Origin of the sequence: Desulfuromonas sp. CSMB_57, from assembly GCF_020194955.2 — a bacterium.
Classification (GTDB): Bacteria; Desulfobacterota; Desulfuromonadia; order Desulfuromonadales; family Syntrophotaleaceae; genus JAFCIY02.
This window is the reverse complement of the sequence record NZ_JAFCIY020000030.1, coordinates 65,983-84,664: the sequence shown is the minus strand read 5'-3', so window position 1 is coordinate 84,664 and position 18,682 is coordinate 65,983. Positions and strand designations below refer to the sequence as shown.

Annotated in this window: 15 protein-coding genes; 10 read left to right on the top strand and 5 right to left on the bottom strand. The window is 57.0% G+C overall.

The genetic code is table 11. The features are described from left to right. The 10 genes from tssE to tssH form a co-directional block, all read left to right on the top strand. On the top strand, nt 1–366 hold a 366-nt coding region (tssE, locus tag JQN68_RS09515), incomplete at its 5' end, for a type VI secretion system baseplate subunit TssE (RefSeq protein WP_225073854.1). A 34-nt stretch (nt 367–400) separates the two neighbouring features. After that, nucleotides 401–2,116: a type VI secretion system baseplate subunit TssF gene (tssF, locus tag JQN68_RS09510; protein ID WP_249621145.1), complete on the top strand. Its 1,716-nt coding sequence runs from the start codon at nt 401–403 to the stop codon at nt 2,114–2,116. Further along, nucleotides 2,095–4,893, top strand: coding sequence for a type VI secretion system baseplate subunit TssF (gene tssF, locus JQN68_RS09505; protein WP_249621144.1), 2,799 nt, complete (start codon nt 2,095–2,097; stop codon nt 4,891–4,893). The genes tssF (JQN68_RS09510) and tssF (JQN68_RS09505) overlap by 22 nt, the downstream gene beginning before the upstream one ends. 409 nt (nt 4,894–5,302) lie before the next feature. Beyond that, nucleotides 5,303–6,331: a lysozyme inhibitor LprI family protein gene (locus JQN68_RS09500; protein ID WP_225073788.1), complete on the top strand. Its 1,029-nt coding sequence runs from the start codon at nt 5,303–5,305 to the stop codon at nt 6,329–6,331. 10 nt (nt 6,332–6,341) lie between these two features. Next, nucleotides 6,342–7,286, top strand: a complete 945-nt coding sequence (locus JQN68_RS09495; protein WP_225073789.1) for a hypothetical protein — start codon at nt 6,342–6,344, stop codon at nt 7,284–7,286. An 86-nt stretch (nt 7,287–7,372) separates the two neighbouring features. Beyond that, nucleotides 7,373–9,115: a type VI secretion system tip protein TssI/VgrG gene (gene tssI / locus JQN68_RS09490; RefSeq protein WP_225073790.1), complete on the top strand. Its 1,743-nt coding sequence runs from the start codon at nt 7,373–7,375 to the stop codon at nt 9,113–9,115. 37 nt (nt 9,116–9,152) lie between these two features. Next, entirely contained in the window at nt 9,153–10,349 is a 1,197-nt protein-coding gene (locus JQN68_RS09485) for a PAAR domain-containing protein (protein ID WP_249621143.1), read from the top strand. 13 nt (nt 10,350–10,362) lie between these two features. Continuing rightward, entirely contained in the window at nt 10,363–10,878 is a 516-nt protein-coding gene (locus JQN68_RS09480) for a hypothetical protein (protein ID WP_249621142.1), read from the top strand. Nucleotides 10,879–10,929: 51 nt separating this feature from the next. After that, on the top strand, nt 10,930–11,109 hold the full coding sequence (locus JQN68_RS09475; protein ID WP_225073862.1) for a hypothetical protein: 180 nt from the start codon (nt 10,930–10,932) through the stop codon (nt 11,107–11,109). Nucleotides 11,110–11,571: 462 nt separating this feature from the next. Further along, on the top strand, nt 11,572–14,199 hold the full coding sequence (tssH, locus tag JQN68_RS09470) for a type VI secretion system ATPase TssH (RefSeq protein ID WP_249621141.1): 2,628 nt from the start codon (nt 11,572–11,574) through the stop codon (nt 14,197–14,199). 64 nt (nt 14,200–14,263) lie between these two features. Here tssH and JQN68_RS09465 read toward each other — a convergent pair whose 3' ends face one another. The 5 genes from JQN68_RS09465 to JQN68_RS09445 form a co-directional block, all read right to left on the bottom strand. Continuing rightward, a complete protein-coding gene (locus JQN68_RS09465; protein ID WP_225073698.1) occupies nt 14,264–14,485 on the bottom strand; it encodes a hypothetical protein in 222 nt (73 codons plus the stop codon). A 300-nt stretch (nt 14,486–14,785) separates the two neighbouring features. Next, nucleotides 14,786–16,630 carry a molecular chaperone HtpG gene (gene htpG, locus JQN68_RS09460; RefSeq protein WP_225073699.1) on the bottom strand — a complete coding sequence of 615 codons (1,845 nt, stop codon included), beginning with the start codon at nt 16,628–16,630 and terminating at the stop codon, nt 14,786–14,788. Nucleotides 16,631–16,823: 193 nt separating this feature from the next. Beyond that, a complete protein-coding gene (locus JQN68_RS09455) occupies nt 16,824–16,994 on the bottom strand; it encodes a Flp family type IVb pilin (RefSeq protein WP_225073700.1) in 171 nt (56 codons plus the stop codon). A gap of 112 nt (nt 16,995–17,106) precedes the next feature. Continuing rightward, complete coding sequence (locus JQN68_RS09450; RefSeq protein ID WP_225073701.1) at nt 17,107–17,286, bottom strand: Flp family type IVb pilin; 180 nt, start codon at nt 17,284–17,286, stop codon at nt 17,107–17,109. Nucleotides 17,287–17,301: 15 nt separating this feature from the next. Next, on the bottom strand, nt 17,302–18,678 hold the full coding sequence (locus tag JQN68_RS09445) for a vWA domain-containing protein (RefSeq protein WP_225073702.1): 1,377 nt from the start codon (nt 18,676–18,678) through the stop codon (nt 17,302–17,304). Between the last annotated feature and the right edge of the window lie 4 nt (nt 18,679–18,682).

Genomic DNA, 18,682 nt, shown 5'->3' with positions numbered 1-18,682 from the left:
GAACCGATGCGGCGCGGCAAACAAAGCCGCAAACGCTGCATCGATTCGGTGGTGGCGCATCTGCAGTGCATTCTCAACACCCGACAGGGCAATGTGCCCCTTGCCGAGGATTACGGTGCGCCGGACTTCGTCGGGTATCTGCAGGACTTTCCCGACTCCATCAAGCAAATCGAAGAGAGTATCTGCAGTGCCATTCGCAAGTATGAACCACGGCTTGCCGGAGCCAAGGTGACCTTCGTTCCCCGGGAAGACGACGATCTTGCTCTGCGCTTTCAGATTGTCGGCTGCCTGGCCATCGAAGGCGAAGGCCAGGTGTTGCTGGAGACGACGGTGAGTTCGGATGGCCGTATTTCCGTTTTCCCTTGATTGTTTTGGTTCTTAACCTGTCATGAGGCCCCGCTTGTTCTGTCCATCATTTCAAACCCAGTTGCAGCAACTCAAAGCCTTTAGCGCGGCCTTCTCCCATGCCTACCCGTCCCTGGCGCCGTTGCTGAGCGGTCCGTCGGCCGACCCGGACGTGGAGCGTACCCTGGATGGCGTGGCCTTCCTGAAGGACCTTCTGGAACAAAGCCTTATTGCAAGTCGCCCGGATTTCACCCGCACCTTGGTGCAGCATCTGCTGCCCCACTATCCGCGGCCCCTTCCAGCCTGCACCATGCTCGAATTCAGCACGCCGAAATCCCATGGCCGCATCGTCACGGTTCCCGCCGGCAGCCTACTGGCCTCGATGCCGGTGGATGGCACGCCCTGCCTGTTTCGCACCACCGAGGATCTGGATGTTCATCCTCTGGAATTACAGGAGGCCGCCCTGCAAAACGGATCCGGCCGGGCCGGGGAAATCGTCCTCTCCCTGCAACTGCACGGTCTGACCCTTGCCGAATGGCAACCGCGCCGACTGCGCCTGTTTCTCGCCGGCGACCGGGCTTCGGCCACGGAATTGTTTCTGTTGCTCTGCGTCCATGCCCGCCAGATCACCCTTTGTGCCGATGAGACCAATTCCATCGCCCTGCCGCCAACCTGCCTGCGCCCGGTGGGTTATGCAGAAGAGGAAGCGCTGTTCCCCTACCCGCCCAATGCCTTTGCCGGCTTTCGCCTGTTGCAGGAATATTTCCACCTGCCGGAAAAATTTCTGGCCTTCGATCTGGCCGGCTGGGAAAACTGGACCTCGCGAGGCACTGGGACCGATTTCCGCATTCGCATTCAATTGGACGATCTGCCCTTCGCGCCGTCTCGCATCGCACGCGGCAGCTTCGCCCTCAATACGGTTCCGGCCATCAACCTGTTTGCCCATGACGCCGATCCGGTTTTCGCCGACCATCGCACCCATACCTATCGACTGCGGCCCAGCGGTTCCAGGCCCGCACACCGGCCCATCCATTCCGTCGATAGGGTCACGGGCCTGTGTCCCGCCACGGGCCGAGAGCGCCACTACGCGCCCTTTCACTTGTTTGGCGAAAACGAAAAACCGGTGCCGTCCTACCACGTCTATCCGGAACTGTCACCATCCGGACAGGATTATCATACCTGTCTGAATCTGGCCTATCCCGCCGAAACGCCTTTTCCTGAAGGCGAAATACTGTCCCTGGAGGTCACCTGCAGCAACGGCCGCCTGCCGGAGAGCCTGCGTCTCGGCGATATCCACCGTCCCGGCACCGGACTTCCTCCTGCCGTCGCCGGTCGCAACATCACGGCAATTCAGCCCGGAGTGTTACCGCCCCTGGGACCGGGCATGTTGTGGCACCTGACCACTCACCTTTATCTGAACGAGATGCCCATGGGGTGCGAAGATAACGTCGCCACCCTGCTGCGCCTCTATATTTTCGACGGAAAGGCAAACACCGCCGCGACGGCCGCCAACCTCAAGCGCATCGAAGGCTTGGAAGAAATCCTCATCTTCAACAGCGCGGACCGACAGGACGGCCAATCCGTGAGGGGCAGCGAAATCCATTTCAAGGCACGTCTCGATCACTTTTCCGGACCGGGCGACCTGTACCTGTTCGGCTGCATCCTCGAACGGTTTTTCGCTCGCTACTCGGCCATCAACGATTTTACCCGGCTGATGGTACGGGATCTGTGGAAAGGAGGGCGTTACCCATGGCCCCTTCGTCAGGAATAACCGACTCGCCGCTGCTCGACGACCTGCTGGCGCACGGCCACCAGTTCTCCTTTGTCCAGGTGCTGCGCCTGGCCCGGCGCTACCTGCAACAGCACGGCGGCGTCACGCCGCCCGAGGTGCCCTGGCAGGATCGGGTGCGAATCCGTCCCGAGTTGTCCCTGGCCTTTCCCGCTGCCGACGTGGCCAAGGTCGAGGGGGACGCCGCCGATTTGCGCATCACCGCGACCTTTCTCGGCCTCTACGGTTCCGCATCCCCCCTGCCCACCTTCTTTACCGAGGAATTGCTGGAGGAGCAGGCCGGCGATGGCTCGGTGCTGCGCCATTTTTTCGATGTCGTACATCAACGGCTCTATCACCTGTATTTCGAATGCTGGAGCAAATACAACCTCCTGCACCAGGTGGTGGAAGACAACAGCGCCGCCGCCCGACAGCGGCTGTTCTGCCTCATCGGCCTGGGCGAAAAAGAGCTGGCCGAAAGCGTGCCGGAGGCCTTTTCCCTGCTGCGCTACGCCGGCCTGCTGAGCCAGTTTCCCCGCTCCCCCTCCGGGTTGCAGTCCCTGCTGCGGGACAGCCTTAAGGAACCGAACATCCGCATCCTGCAGAACATCCGCCGTCGGGTGCCCATCCCGGAGGACCAGCGCCTGCGCCTGGGCCTGTCCGGCTGCCGCCTCGGCGTGGACGCCGTCCTGGGCAGCCACATGGACGATGTCATGGGCAAGTTCCGCATCGCCATCGGCCCCTTGAGCTGGGAGGACTACAACAGCCTGGTGCCAGGCACGCCGCGCTATCTAAAACTGTGCCGGCTGGTGGCCTTCTACCTGCCCGACCCCCTGGAATACGACCTGGAACTGATCCTGGCCGCCGGTCAGGCCCGGCCCCTGCGCCTGGGCGATCCCGAGGCCCGCCTGGGCCTCAACACCTGGTGCTTCGCCGGCGACACCCTGGGCGAGATGCGCACCCTGTTTCCGTCCGCGCCCTGGCCGGAACAGAACACCGCGCCGGAGGGCGCCACCCTGCCCGACCCGCGGCCGGCCGCGTCGGAGGGCACCCTGGTCGACCTCTACCGCCGGGAACGCGCCGGTCTGACCGACCAGATCGAGCGTTTCGTCGCCGGGCATCCCAACCTGGCGCCCATGGTCAGCGGCCCCCACGCCGACCCCGGCGTCGAGCGCCTCCTGGAAGGCACCGCCCTGTACTGCGCCCTGTTGCGGCGCAAGCTCGAAGACGATGTGCCGGAGGTGATTCAGGAGATCCTTCAGGCCATTGCTCCCGAGCATTTAGAGCCAGTTGCCGCGGCCACGGTCGTCACCTTTACGCCCAAGCCTCATCTCACCACTTCTCAGACCGTGCCCGCGGGCGTTCAACTCGACTCCGTCCCCTTGGAAGGCACCAGCTGCCAGTTTACCACCAGCCTGCCGGTCGAGGTCCATCCCCTGACCGTTGAACATGCCGCCTTTTCCGGGCCGGAAGGGCGTGCGGCGGCCATAACCCTGCATATAGTTTTGAAAAACATCTCTTTGACCGATTGGCAGCCGCAGCGCCTGCGCTTTTATCTGGCCGGGGATTACCCGCAAGCTGCCAATCTGTACCTGCTGTTGACCCGCCATCTTAGCCGCGTGGTCCTTTTCAGTGGTTCCGAAACAGACGCCGTCAGCCTGGACCCGGCCTGTCTGCAAACGGTGGGGTTTGGCGATAATGAAAGCCTGAACCCCTTTGCATCCTGCCCGCCTTCCAGAGGGCGCATTCTGCGGGACTTTACCCTGTTGCCGGAAAAATTTCTGTTGGTGGAACTCACCGGCTGGGAATCCTGGACCAAGCGGGGCAAGGAGGGCCGTTTCACCCTGCGCTTCGAATTCGACACTTTGCCGTTTCGGCCCGGGCCGGTGACGGCGGATAATTTTGTCCTCTTTGCCACTCCCGCGGTCAACCTGTTTCCCGTGCGCAGCAAGGTGTTGATGAAAACCGCCCAGCCGATGGATCACCCCGTCCTTTCGGACCGGCACGACGCAGCTCACCTTGAGGTGCATTCCATCCAAAAGGTGGAGGGTATCATCCAGGGACCCGCCACCCGCCTGCCCTTCGAGCCGACCTGGCAGGCCCCTTGGCCCTCCTCCAATAGCTGTACCTTTCAGATCAAGCGGCTAGTCTCTCCGCTGCGGCCGGGGCTGGATACCACCCTGCGCGTCCGTCTGACTCAGGAGGCCGGCAGGTATGAAGAAATCCTTCTCAACATGGATCTGCTCTGCACCAACGGCAAACTGCCGGACAAGCTGCGGCCCGGCGATATCTGCCTGCCCACGGACAGTTCGCCCCCGTTTGCCCGATTTGCCAATTGCATTCCGGCGACTACCGCCATGGCTGGCGATTTTCTGGACAATCGTGCCTGGCGCTTTCTGGGTCTGTCCATACAGAATCCCAGATTGCTCACGGCCGCCGGCCTGAGAGCCATTCTGAATCTGGCCGGTACCAACGTGAGCACCCAATGGCGCACCACCAACGCCCTGGAACAACGCCTTCAGGGTCTGGTGGGCTTTCGCGCCCAACCCCTTGGCCGCGTCATCCGGGGAGAGTGGCGTCAGGGCTGGACCATGGAACTGAAACTGAACGGCGCCTGCTTCGACGGGCCGGGCGATGTCTATCTGTTCGGAGCCGTCCTGAACCATTTTCTGCGGGAGTTTGTTTCTGAAGCCTTCTTTATCCGCACCCGGGTCGAGGACCTCCAGAATGGAGCCGTCTACGACTATCCCCTGATGGTGGGCCAAAGACCGCGGTTATAGCCGGAAAAAGAACGAGGCAGAAATCCCGGAGGACGGCTTGGCAACCAACTGTCCCGCAAAGGCATGAACGTCATAAACGCCAGTTCTGATTACGCGGCCATTTTATGATTGACATTAAAGGAGCGAATTTCTGAGTGAATCCGAAGCTATCATTAATGATTTTTACACAGACTTAATGTATCAGCTGCCCTCCAAGGCAATGGGAAAGTCTGGAGTTTAAGCGAGGGCTCGTGACTATTTTGGAGTTTTTTATCGAAAGGAACGCATACTTATGAAAATTAGTCAAAAATTTACAGTGCGCCACGTAAATAATGTTCACAAAATATGGATATTCAGTTTGCTTATATTCGGTTGCAATTCAATCCCCGCCCATTCGGCGAGTTTCAATTGTGAAAAAGCAGAGACTATCATGGAGAAAACCATTTGCTCCGATGCCGGTCTTTCAACGTTGGATGAACAGATAGCAAAGCTGTATGCGGAAACAAAGACTGAACTAAAGGACCGCCCCGATGAACGTAATGATTTAATCAGGGACCAGCGCAATTGGTTAAACATGTTAAGGACCCTACCAAAGGCCTCACCGTGCGCCGTCAAGCCAGAGTGTCTTAGAGACAACTATGAATTACGAATCAGGGAATTAGGACACAAGCTCAAATTAGCCCGCGCGTCCGCGCCCACGGCCTCAGGCCCATCAAAAGACGCAGTGATGGAACGGCTCTCAGAGCAACTTGCGCAACTCAAAGAGCTTGCACGAAAGGCCCAAAATGTAGAAATCTCAGAAATATTCAAGACAGACAAACCCGAGGTTTGTGAATTCATTTGGCAAAATCTGCAGCAGGCCAGCGTACCCGAACCGACGGTCCATGCAAGTACCCGGCAACAGAAACTCGAACTATATCAGCAATTGCGTGAAATGGCCTTTCACAATCAGCAACTTTTCTTTGCTCAAGGCAATATCGTTGAGGATTCCCAAATATATCGGAACAACTTTGCCTATATGTGGGATCAACAGGAGCCATTCTTCGAATTCGGAGGGATACGCAAGGACTCGGCAAACTTAATGTTTAGTGAACCGACCACAAATACCGGCTACAAACGAATAATCCTGGCCACCATATTATTTGACCTTGATGACAAGTATTTTTCTTTGGAGAAAAGAAAGCTTGGCATGGACGGATTGTTATGGATTTCACCCAACGGTGAGAGAGCTTATTCATTTGAATATTGGGAAGACAATCTCTTAGATCAACCTCAGAATACCATAGAGGGGCCTACCGAATTTTCTGGATTAATAACCCTTGACACTGATGTTATGTTTTGGGAAGTACGAAAATCTACATCTTACGACAATTGGCTTCTTGTTGGCGCTGTCCAGGACCACCAAGATGGACAGGAACTATCCTGCTCATTTAAGTTTAACGTAAACAATGCATGGTAATGGAGTCCAAATGGACGGCACATATAAGACGAATACAAAATATCGGAATCTGCGGGACGCGTTCTTACTTGGTAACGAAGGATTCAGAACCACGGTTTATTTTGACACTGTCGGAATCCCAACAATAGGTAAAGGTATCGCTCTACTTGCACGTAAAGACGATGGCAACAAAACGAACGGTCGCGAATTTTCTGACCACAAAAAAAATTTAGCGGCAATTGAAAACGTGCTTGGAACCGATTCACCTGAATTTTTAAAAATAAAAGACTTCGCCACCGATACAGTGAACGCAATTAATCATACACCAGAACCAGACTTCTCTGGTGGTAAAAAGACTATAAGTACCTTCGAATTATCGGACCGCGGACGGAAGCTAGTTCGCCTTTTGGGACCGCTCAACAAAAAATGGGAATCCTCCCAAAGTCCAAGTGTTTCCGACACGGCTGCACGCGCCTTTTCATCTCAAATTGTTGACGATAATGAAGAAGAACTTGACAGGTTACTAAAAATAGTTGGCCTTGACCCTGTAGCTCTGACGGAAGAACAGAGAATTGTATTACTGAGCGCGCTATATCATGGAAGATGGAACACAGGCGGGAGAAATGCCGCAAAAGCAATCAAAAATGGAGCTGACATTGACGAAATCTGTCAACACCTAAACGATCCCAAATATCCAGGCCGTTCCAAGAATGAAGCCTTGCTTCTGAAAAAACAATGGCAACCATCGAAGAGCCAAACAATTATACAGCCAAGCCGAAGCGTCCAGGAACCCGGCATTTCCCAGGAACAAATATCCATCATGATGGAATTCCTGCTTCCTGAGTCCCTCCCCCAAAAGCTCGGATGTTCAGCATACGAACAAATCATGTTGCGCTACCAAGGGGCGGGCTGCGACGCCCCATTGAAAAACGTCCATGATACCTACAGTGCAATAAGAGGCCGGTACGGCGATTAAACCTGGTTTCGATGAAGGCATTGCGTTTTCAAGATAAGAATAAAAACAAAAAAAAAACTGTTGCATTTCAATTCAAGGAGAGTTCCATGGGCGCTTCTGATTCACGGTTTCTGTTCGATATAAAAGGGAAAAGTTACCAGACTCGAGTGGTTGCTTTTGATGCTTTAGAAGGGATTTCTTGCACATATGAGGTCAACCTGACCCTTGCCGTTCCCAAGACAATAAAGATCACCTTCGACGAAGTAGCTGCATGTGAAGCAGTACTAACCATCCTGAGCGACATGCCGGCGTCAATCGAGGCGCAAACACGAAAACCACTGGATTTGAACCGCTATTTCCACGGCATAATTGTCAAATTTGAACAGGCTGGAAGCGATGGGACTTATAACCTCTTCCATACGCGACTAGTACCTTCCCTTTGGCTTCTTTCCCTCGAACGCGATTGTCGTATTTTTCAGAACAAACCGCTTCAGGACATTGTGTCCAAGGTTCTCGAAGAGAGCGGCATCGACGAAAACCGCGTCAGGTTCGCCCTTAACCGCAAAGATATTATCAAGGACTATTGCGTCCAATACCGCGAAACGGACCTGAATTTCATCTCGCGCCTCTTGGAAGAAGAAGGAATCTTCTATTTTTTCGAGCATGAGAAAGATAAGCATACGCTGGTTATAACCGACAACGCCAGCCATTGTTCTCAGATCAAGGGGAAGTCCAATGTGACTTTTAATACTTCTAACGGGATGAACGCCAAAGAAGAAAGCATCTCTGCCTTCAGCTATTCACAAAGGATCAGGCCGGGTGCGTATACTCACACGAGCTTCAACTATGAGCATACGTCAAACAACCTTAAGGTCAATACAAATGAAAAAGACTTCAAAGACATTGAAATATATGACTATTCAGGAAAATATTTAAACAAGTCCAATGGAAACATCATGGCAAAGATCCGACTGGCGGAGCAAAATCTGCTTAAAATTAAAGCGAAGGGAACAAGCAACTGCCATCGCATCACTACGGGGTTCAAATTCATCTTGTCGGACAGAGACAAAGTGTATGACGAGAAAGAATACCTCATCGTCGCCGCCGCGCATTCCGGTGAACAGCCACAATCACTGGAAGAGAAAGGAAACGGTGGCTCCAGATATGAAAACGGCTTTTCCTGCCTCCCTGCCAATACGGAATTCCGCCCGCCCAGAATCACGCCAAAGCCCGTTATAACCGGCCTTCAGACTGCCACCGTCGTCGGACCAAAAGGTGAGGAAATTTGTACAGACGAATATGGACGGATAATTGTCCACTTCCACTGGGATCGACTCGGCAAGCGCGACGACACCAGTTCCTGTTGGATCAGAGTCGCTCATAGTTGGGGCGGCGGCGCACGGGGAGCTCAATACATTCCTCGCGTCGGTGATGAAGTTCTGGTTGATTTTCTGGAAGGAGATCCGGACCGACCCATCGTCACCGGCAGCGTCTACAACTCCGACAACATGCCAATCAACAGCCTCAAAAAAAGTGTAACCCAAAGCGGCTTCAGAACGAAAACCCACAAGGGCGAGGGATTCCATGAGTTGCGCTTCGATGATGCGAAGGGCGCCGAAGAAATCTTCCTGCGCAGCGAAAAAGACTGGAACATTTTGATAAAGAACGACAAGGGACAGACCATCGGCGGCGACAGCAACACCGACGTCACCGGTAAACTCACGGAGACCGCCGAGGAAATCATCCTCAAAGCCAAAAAGAAGATAACCATCGAGGTCGGCGGTAACAAAATTCTCATCGACAAATCCGGCATTCGGGTTCTCGGCGGCAAGGTGAAGGTCAATCCCTGAACACCGCGCCCCTAAACAATCCAAAGGAGACGACAGCATGCCCAAATATGCCGCAACCGTCGGCGACTATCACATCTGCCCCAAGGTCGAACCCGGTCCCAAGCCCCATGTGGGCGGCCCCATCCTCAACGGCTCGCCGGATATTTTCATCGGCGGCCAACCCGCCGCCCGCAAGGGCGACCAGGCTCTGTGCATCGGCGGCGCCGTGGACACCATTACCGAAGGCTCTTCCACGGTGTTTTTTAACGGCAAGCCCGCCGCCCGCTTCGGCGACCGCACCCAACACGGCGGCCGCATCGTCACCGGTAACTCCACCGTCATCATCGGCGACGGTTACGGCACCCCCGAGCTGTCGGCCTCGGCCAATCTGGATCACATTCCCCCCCGTCCGGCCACCATGGACGAGGCCCGACAGCGCCTGGATGTCGCCAGAACCGCCGTGGAGCAGGCCCTGAGCAATGGCACAGCCCTGCCCCCATCGTTCTACAGCACCGAAGACAAGCTCAAGCTTGTCGAAGACAACGTGCCGGAGAAATTCACGGTGCGCATCATCGAAAGCGCGCACGCCGGAGACAACGGCACCATCGGCAAGCCCGGCGTGCAGCCTGCCAACTACTGGACCGCCACCTTCAGCCAAATCGAGCACGCCGACCACAACGCCCGCCTGCTCTGCGAACTAACCGGCATCCCCTACGATCCCGAAATTGAATACACCATGCTGATCATCGATCGGGAGCAGGCGGAAGCCCAGTGCGAAATGGAGTCCTTCTATCCCACCCGGGAGGCGATCGTCGATTACCTGGAAAAAGAGGCCCTGAAGGATGAAAAACTGGCGCCGGTAGCCCATCTCATCGACGAAGCCATGAAGCCGGCCTACAGCTATTACTACGAGTCTCTGCACGAGCAGGCGATGGCCAAAAGGGTCAACCTGGATGAACCGGACCAGTTACTCAAACTGGCTGCGGACCTCGGTTTTGACGCGGAAGAGGCCGACATGCTCAGGGTACGCCACCAGCTCAAAGGCAAATTCGGCTGCAACGAACAGTTTCTGGGCTGCGGCATGACCAACGACATCAACGCCGACAATACCTTCACCCCTTTCGGGCCGGTGCAGGAAGACACGGGCTACGGCATCGTCGAGGTCTTCACCTACGACAAACGACCCCGCACCCTGGGGGAGTTGGAGGAGCTACAGGTTCTGTGCCGCATCCCCCTGAAAAACTACAGCTACTGACAAGGAGCCTTCCATGCGCCAGTTTGAATCCATCGATCCGGAAAACATCGAAAACGACCCCCGAGTAGTGTCAAGCAAGCAAGACCCGAACAACCCGAAACGCACCTTCTACCTGCTCATCGATGGCGATTATACCATTTTGGCTACAGCCCAATACTGGGAGGACCCCACGGAGGGTCCGAACAAATGGAAAAGCGAATGGCTGCATTATCAGCTCGAATTCCCCAAGCAGGGCCTGCCCTGGCTGGTGGACACCATCGAAAACAAGTTCTTCAAGCTCGCCAAAGAAGGCGGTCTGCCTGCCGGGGTTTTTCACTTCACCGAAGCCATCGAAGGGGAGCGGCTTCGGGTGGATCGCTATTTCGGCCTGGGGGAAAACCGCGAAACCGGCTACGCCTTCGCCACCGTCGACCGGCGGGACCCTAACATCTCCAAAGAATACTCCTTCACCGACACCGCCCTGTTCGAGTTGGGCCTGTTCGCGTGGTTCAAGGACAACGCCGAGCGGATTCGGCGGGGGGAGCTGTAGTCATGGCACCCACCTGTCGGCAGAGTATGGCGTAGAAGACAGAGGGACAAGATGGGGGATGAAGGCCTGACCAACAACATCAATGCCTTCACCCCCTTTGGACCGGTGCAGGAAGACACGGGCTACGACAACGTCGAGGTCTTCACCTACGACAAAAAGCCCCGCAAACTTGGGGAGTTGGAGAGGCTACAGGTTCTGTGCCGCATCCCGCTGAAAAACTACAGTTACTGACAAGGAGCTCTTCATGCGGCAGTTTGAATCCATCGATCCGGAAAACATCGAAAACGACCCCCGAGTAGTGTCACAAATACTAGACTCGGAAGACCCGGAACGGACTTACTCCCTGCTCATCGATGGCGACTACGCCATCATGGCCAAGTGCAGCACTGCTGGGTGCGCTTGCTCATGCCGGCCATTTGCAGGGCGCGAATGGATTTTTCGTACCAGTCAGTCATCATGATCGTTCTCCTCTCTGGGTACAGGGTTATTCAGAAAGGGAACCAGAGGATCGGCTGGTTCGGAAGTCTTACTCTCGGAAGAACGCAGAAAGATTCAATGGATTGGGCGTGAAACTGCCGAGAAGCGGCTTACTTGAACCTAACCCAAAAAACAACCCACCTGCCCTGCCCAACCAGACTCCCGACTGGGCCGATTCGTTGTAATCGGCCCCACTTTTATCAAGGAGAAAACCCCATGTTGAACGTGGATTTAAAAAACCTGCTGCGCCGCCTCAACCCCGCCTGCACCCGTGCTCTGGAGGGGGCGGCGGGACTGTGCGTGTCCCGCGGTCATTACGAGATTACCGTGGAGCATCTGCTGGGCCGCCTTTTGGAAGAAGGCGGCAACGACGTGCAGGCCATTCTGCGCCATTTCGAGATGGAACCGGCCCGGGTGCGGCGGGCTCTGGAGCAGACCGTGGAGGGTCTGGCCACCGGCAATGCGGGCAAGCCGGTCTTTTCACCCTTGCTGCTGCAATGGTGCCAGGACGCCTGGCTCATCGCCTCCATCGACCTGGGTCAGAATCAGATCCGCTCCGGCGCCCTGCTGGCGGCCCTGCTGGCCAAACCCCTGCAACTGACCGAAGGCAGCTATATGGAGACCCTGCAGGGGATCAATCGGGAGACGCTGCTCAAGCAGTTCGCCATCCTGACAGCCGACTCGGCGGAGCAGGTTGCGGGGGATGGACCGGCGGCGGGCGCGGCTACGGCTGCGGCAGGCGGTGACAGCGCTCTGGGACGTTTCTGTACCGATTTTACCGCCAAGGCACAAACCGGCGAGATCGACCCGGTGTTTGGCCGGGACCGGGAGATCGGGCAGATGATCGATATTCTGGCCCGGCGACGCAAGAACAATCCCATCGTGGTGGGTGAAGCGGGGGTGGGCAAGACCGCCGTGGTGGAAGGGCTGGCTCTGCGAGTGGTGGAGGGGGATGTACCCCAGTTTCTGCGCGAGGTGTCCCTGGTGGGTCTGGATCTGGGCCTGCTGCAGGCCGGCGCCGGGGTCAAGGGGGAATTCGAGAACCGCCTGAAGTCGGTGATCGCCGAGATCAAGTCCTCGCCGACGCCGATCATCCTGTTTATCGACGAGGCCCACACCCTCATCGGCGCCGGGGGGCAGGCCGGCGGCGGCGACGCGGCCAACCTGCTCAAACCGGCTCTGGCCAGAGGCGAACTGCGCACCATCGCCGCCACCACCTGGTCGGAATACAAGAAGTACTTCGAGAAGGACGCCGCCCTGGCCCGCCGTTTTCAGCCGGTGAAACTGGAGGAGCCGTCGGTGGAGACGGCGGCCCTGATCCTGCGGGGGCTGAAGGATAAATACGAAGCGGCCCACGGCGTGACGGTGCGGGACGACGCCATCGTCGCCGCCGCCGAGCTGTCAGGCCGCTACATCTCGGGACGGCAGTTGCCGGACAAGGCGGTGGATCTGCTGGATACCAGCGCGGCGCGGGTGAAGATTCTGCTGAGCGCCAAGCCGGAGGCCCTGGAGGACCAGGAGCGGGCCATTGCGGCCCTGCGGCGGGAGCAGGCCGCCCTGGAACGAGACCTGTTGCACGGCGCGGCTCCGGACCCGGAGCGGCAGACGCGGCTGGAGCGGCAGCTCGCCGAACTGGAGGAAGAACGGGCCGCCCTGACCGAGCGCTGGCAGAAAGAGCAGGCCCTGGCTCGGGACCTCATCGCCCTGCGCCGGGAACTGGGCGAAGCGGTGGCGTCGCAGGCTTCGCAAGCTTCCGGCGAACCGCTCCGCGAACGCATCGCCGCCGTCACCACGGAACTGGAGGCGGCCCAGGCAGCGCAGCCCCTGGTGCGGGTGGAAGTCGATCCCGATATGGTGGCCAAGGTGGTCTCGGACTGGACCGGCATCCCCCTGGGCAAGGTACTGCGGGATCAGGCCGGCAGCGCCATGCAGTTGGAGGCGGATCTGCGCCGGCGCATCAAGGGTCAGGACGAGGCCCTGGCGGTCATCGGCGAAACCCTGCGCGCCGCCAAGGCGGGACTGGGCGACCCCACCCGACCCCAGGGCATCTTCCTGCTGGTCGGCCCCTCGGGGACGGGCAAGACCGAAACCGCCCTGGCGGTGGCCGATCTGCTGTTCGGCGGCGAGCGCTTTCTCACCACCGTCAACATGAGTGAGTTTCAGGAAGCCCACACCGTCAGCCGCCTCATCGGCTCGCCGCCGGGTTACGTCGGCTTCGGCGAAGGCGGCAAACTCACCGAGGCGGTGCGCCGCCAGCCCTACTCGGTGGTGCTCATGGACGAGGTGGAAAAGGCCCACCTGGATGTGGTCAACCTCTTCTACCAGGTGTTCGACAAGGGCTCTCTGGCCGACGGCGAAGGACGGGAGATCGACTTTAAAAACACCGTGCTGTTTCTTACCAGCAACCTGGCCGCCGATACCGTCAGCCACCTCTGCGCGGGCTCCAGCCGGCCGACGGCAAAAGAACTGACCGAAGCCATCCGCCCGGAACTGGTGCGGCACTTCAAGCCGGCCCTGCTGGCACGCATGACCATCGTGCCCTTCTACCTGCTGGACGCGGCCTTCATTCAGGAAATCGCCGCTCTGCGCCTGCACCAGCTGGCCGAGCGCCTGTGTCAAAGCCACAACATGAAACTGAGCTGGTCACGCTCGGTGGTGACGGACATCGCCGAGCGCTGCACCGAGGTGGATACGGGCGCCCGCAACATCGACCACATCCTGCGCGGTACCCTGCTGCCGCAGCTCTCGGCGGGCATCCTGCAGCGCCTGGGCGATGACCCACTACCCGCCACGGCGCACATCGGATCGGCCAAAGACGGCCGCTTCAGCCTGCGCTTTCGGTAGCGGAAAATACAAAAGCCTGCAGGGATAACCCCGCAGGCTTTTTTCGTAAAACTGGGTGCAGCAATTAGTTGGCCTGAGTAGCAGGAGCCTCTTCAGTAGCCGGAGCTGCTTCGGCGGCAGGCGCTTCTTCAGCCATAGGAGCTGCTTCTTCGGTGACAACCTGGTCAGCGGCAGTGTCAACCGCTTCGGTCTGCTCTACCGTAGCCGGAGCTTCTTCCTGCTTTTTGCAGGCGATAGCCATGGTAGCCATAAGCAGAATGCTGAGCATCACAACGAGTTTCTTCATGCTGTTTCACCTCCTTCATCCCCCTGATTGGGTCTAGTGACCCATCCGCCTCTTGGGCAGACGGCAAGAATCTACTCCTTTTTCTGGCAAAATCAACAGAAATTTTTCGAAAGCTCGAAATTTTTCGAAAAAATTTTTTTTAATCTTTTTTTCCGTTTAAAAACAGGGACATATCCGAGTTAAAAAACCTGTAAACTTGCCTTATTTCCTGTTTACGGACCCCATTTTCAAGGGACCTTGATGCCGGAAAATTCCTGAACCCCGATCATACGATCGGAAATTCGCATCTTGCCGGAACGCTCAGTTCGAAGAACCCAGTTTGGCCAACAGCCGGTTGCTCCGGGCCAGAAATTCCTCCATCCGTTCCTTGTCGAAGGGCCGGTGTGAAAGCAGGGCCAGATCGTAAACCTGTTCAATGAGCATCCGGCAGTCATCATCGCGTCCGGCCTGCTGCAGGGAGAGGATATTGGCAACCGCGGGAGAGGTGGCATTGACCAGCAAGGTATGTTCCCCGAACAGGTTTTCCTCCCCCTTGCCCAGCATGCGGGTCATCTCCTGCAGGCGCCGGGTTTGCTCGGCCAGTAGGATAATAGCAGGGACGGAATCATCCTTCAACCTTTCAACACGCACCGAAAGCTGCCCTACGTGCAGGGTTTTTTCAAATATTTCTTTTAATCTTGATGCGTTAGCCTGATTTTCATCGCTCCCGGGCAATTGAATTTTTATTTTTTCTTCAATGAGATTTTCCGTTAAATCGGCATCGACCCGCTGAAAATGCACCTCCGGGTTCTTCATTTCCAGATACTGGATGAAATGATTGTCGATCAGGCTGTCCAGGATCAGCACCTCCAGCCCCTGTTTGGCGAACAGTTTCAGGTAGGTACCCTGCGCCGCCTCGTTGGTGGCATAAAAGACCTTGTTGGCGTGCTGATCCTTGGCCCGCTCCAGATATTCCGGCAGAGTGGTCAACCGCTCGGCCCCGGTGCTGTTAAACAGCACCTGTTCCTTGAGCTTGTCGCCGAACTTGTCATCCCGCATCATCCCGTATTTGACAAAGGTATGGATATTTTCCCAGATGGGCCCGAAGGCGGCCCGATCCTTTTTGGCCAAATCGACGATTTTCCCGGCTACCCTGCTGGTGATGACCTCGCGGATCTTGCGCACCTGGGGTTCGTTCTGCAGATAGCTGCGCGAAACGTTGAGGGGCAGGTCCGGGGCATCCAGGCAACCCTGCAACGGATTGAGAAACTCCGGAATCAGTTCCGGACAGTTGTCGGTAACAAACACCTGGTTGCAGAACAGCTTGATGTGGCTTTTGGCCACATCGAATTCAGTGGTCAGCTTGGGGAAATACAGGATCCCCTTGAGGTTGAAGGGGTAGTCGACATTGAGGTGAATCCAAAACAGGGGATCGTCCGTCCAGGGGTAGAGCTTCTTGTAAAACTCCCGATACTGACCCTCCTCCACCTCGCCGGCGGTTGCCGTCCAAAGGGGAGATTGGTCATTGACCACGTCGCCGGCCAGACGAATGGGCACCGGCAGAAAATTGCAATAGCGCTTGAGAATTTCCCGCAACCGCACCGGGTCCAGAAATTCACGCTCATCCTGGTCCAGATGCAGCACCACTTCGGTGCCGCGATCCGCCTTATCGTGCTCACCCAGGGTGTAACTGGTGGAGCCTTCGCAGGACCAGTGCACTCCGCCGGCCTCAGGCAAATAGGAGCGGCTGAAAATCTCGACCTTGGCGGACACCATGAAGCTGGAATAGAACCCCAGACCGAAATGACCGATAATCTGGTTTTTATCCTTGAGATCCTTGAATCGTTCGACGAATTCCTCTGCGGAGGAGAAGGCCACCTGGTTGATGTACTTGCGGACCTCGTCGGCGGTCATGCCGATGCCGTTGTCCTTGATGGTCAGGGTGCCGGCGGCCGGGTCCACGCTGATGTCGACGGCATACTCGTTGCTCAGCTGCAATCCCTCAACGACATTGATGTGCTGCAATTTGTGGATGGCGTCGACGGCATTGGAGACCAGTTCCCGGAGGAAGATTTCCTTTTCGCTGTAGAGCCATTTCTTGATGATGGGGAAGATGTTCTCGGTGTGGATGGTGATGTTGCCCTGTTCCCTGTGTTCCTGAGTCATATGCGCTAGTTCCTCCTGGAAGGTATTTTGACCGTGCCAATGTAGGCAGAGGGGGCGGATTTGTCAACCCGCCCCCGGCACGCAAAATACCCATTTCTTCAAAGGAAAAGCACACACGACCCCTTGGCCGGAAACAATTCCGGGGAAGCCTGTCTGGCCAGGCAGATCGGGTTGAACTATGGCGCCATCCCAGTCAGGGATTGAATCGAGTGTTGAACAATTCAAAAGAGTTGTTGACGGAAAGCCCCAAGGCTTGGATGGCCACAAACGCCACGACAATAATCAGGGCCAGAATCACGGCATATTCTACCGATGTCGCGCCACTTTCGTCCTTGCCAAGATTTTTCAAAGTATCCCACAACATAGCCCCTACCTCCTTTGCTGCAAGCAATTCACAAAATGAGGATAACATTTTCTCTGATATTAAAAAACCGTTTTTTTATAGTGCGTTACGAAACCATTTCCACCTTATTCGGTCAACCGCCAGTACCCTCCAGCTCTTCGACGGTACCCTGAAAAGCATTGTTGACCTTTTCTCCCAAGAGCTGAATGGCGCCGATGGCGACAATGACAATCAGCGCCAGCATAACGGCATATTCCACCGCCGTCGCGCCGCCCTCGCCTTTCAGGAATCCATGCCAACGTTTCAACCACATATTCAACCTCCCGACTCAGCGCGTCAGCCGCATGATCGCACTGGCAATCTGGTTGAAGGCCGCCTCCATCTGATCGGCATCCTCCGCAAAAACATACAGCCCGATGGGCTGACTGGTATTCAGGGTGTCGGATTCGCCCGCCTCGCCGCTGGCATTGCGGTTGGGATCCATGTTCGCCAGGCGGCGCAGAATGTTGGCGCCCCGCTCATCGGGCCCGTACCCGCAGAAAGTCACTTCCAGACTGTTGAGTCGCTCGCCCAGACCAAGGGTGAAGACATGCACCCCTGCTTCACGGGTCGTATTGGCCAGATTTTCCACCATGTTGCGGGCGGCTTTGTTGACATTGCAGCGGGTCTGCTCATATTCCGCCCCGGAAGGGGTCAGGCTGCGCTGATTGTTGAAACTGGCAAGGGGGACGTTCCCCAGCCCGTTGCGAGGCAACCGTACGATATCGGAAAAATTGCCCGGCATCTGGTTGTTGCGCTGGTTATGGCGGAACATGCGGTTGGCGCGACTGTTGCCGGGGCCCTCCGTTTCGGAGTACAGACCACCTTGAACCGTGGTTCCGGCACGGTTGTAGTCAGCGGCCACCAGGTTGGGAGCCCCATCACTGAAGAACACCACCACCCGCAGGCTCGACCTCACATCCGCCGGCACCGCTTCGATTTCGTCGAAGGCCAGACGGAAGGCTTCGGCAGAAGCCGTGGCACCACCGAGAGGAATGGCGTTAATGGCGTTGCGCAGGGTGTTTTTACTGAATCCCCGATTGGCATTTTTGTTGATGGGCACATCGATCTCTGCTCCGGAGCCGAAGGAGATCAGGCCGATGCGATCGCCGCCGGGCCCTTCATTGAACTTGTCGATGAAACTGATGGCGGCATCCTGAACCTTGCGGAAGGTTCCTTGAGGACTGGTCGGCGGCCCCAGGGAACCCGAGTTGTCGATGACCAGCACCATGTCCAGGTCCCGTTTGATCACCTCGGCCTCGGCGTTGACGGTGATGTTGCGGAACCCCATCACCTGCATGAAAGTGGTTGGCACCGTCGCCTGCCCCGTCACCGAGATGCGCCAAAAACCGTCCGCTTCATGTACGGCCACCGTGTTGAGAGCGCTCGGAGTCGCCCCCATCCAGCCATTGGGAAAGTTGGCGGCAAAAAAACGCTCGGCGGCCTGCCGGGCAGCCACCACCCGCGCCCCGTCATTGTCTCCGGTGGCCACCGCCCGGGCCGCGGCGATGGCCGCTGCATCGACAGAGGCATTCAGCTTCGCCTTGACGCCGTAGCCGATGCCCGAATCGATGGCCAGCCCTGTCAGACCCAGCAAAACGACGGCGGATAGGGCCACCAGAACCACCACCTGCCCCTTTTCATTCAATCTCCGCAACAGTATCATGACA

Excerpts from the sequence above, each read along its gene's own strand:
- JQN68_RS09475 (WP_225073862.1), top strand. The coding sequence starts at position 10,930 with ATGGGGGATGAAGGCCTGACCAACAACATCAATGCCTTCACCCCCTTT.
- JQN68_RS09485 (WP_249621143.1), top strand. The coding sequence starts at position 9,153 with ATGCCCAAATATGCCGCAACCGTCGGCGACTATCACATCTGCCCCAAG.
- JQN68_RS09480 (WP_249621142.1), top strand. The coding sequence starts at position 10,363 with ATGCGCCAGTTTGAATCCATCGATCCGGAAAACATCGAAAACGACCCC.
- JQN68_RS09445 (WP_225073702.1), bottom strand. The coding sequence starts at position 18,678 with ATGATACTGTTGCGGAGATTGAATGAAAAGGGGCAGGTGGTGGTTCTG.
- tssH (WP_249621141.1), top strand. The coding sequence starts at position 11,572 with ATGTTGAACGTGGATTTAAAAAACCTGCTGCGCCGCCTCAACCCCGCC.
- JQN68_RS09455 (WP_225073700.1), bottom strand. The coding sequence starts at position 16,994 with ATGTTGTGGGATACTTTGAAAAATCTTGGCAAGGACGAAAGTGGCGCG.
- tssF (WP_249621144.1), top strand. The coding sequence starts at position 2,095 with ATGGCCCCTTCGTCAGGAATAACCGACTCGCCGCTGCTCGACGACCTG.
- JQN68_RS09500 (WP_225073788.1), top strand. The coding sequence starts at position 5,303 with ATGGAGAAAACCATTTGCTCCGATGCCGGTCTTTCAACGTTGGATGAA.
- htpG (WP_225073699.1), bottom strand. The coding sequence starts at position 16,630 with ATGACTCAGGAACACAGGGAACAGGGCAACATCACCATCCACACCGAG.
- JQN68_RS09495 (WP_225073789.1), top strand. The coding sequence starts at position 6,342 with ATGGACGGCACATATAAGACGAATACAAAATATCGGAATCTGCGGGAC.
- JQN68_RS09450 (WP_225073701.1), bottom strand. The coding sequence starts at position 17,286 with ATGTGGTTGAAACGTTGGCATGGATTCCTGAAAGGCGAGGGCGGCGCG.
- tssI (WP_225073790.1), top strand. The coding sequence starts at position 7,373 with ATGGGCGCTTCTGATTCACGGTTTCTGTTCGATATAAAAGGGAAAAGT.
- JQN68_RS09465 (WP_225073698.1), bottom strand. The coding sequence starts at position 14,485 with ATGAAGAAACTCGTTGTGATGCTCAGCATTCTGCTTATGGCTACCATG.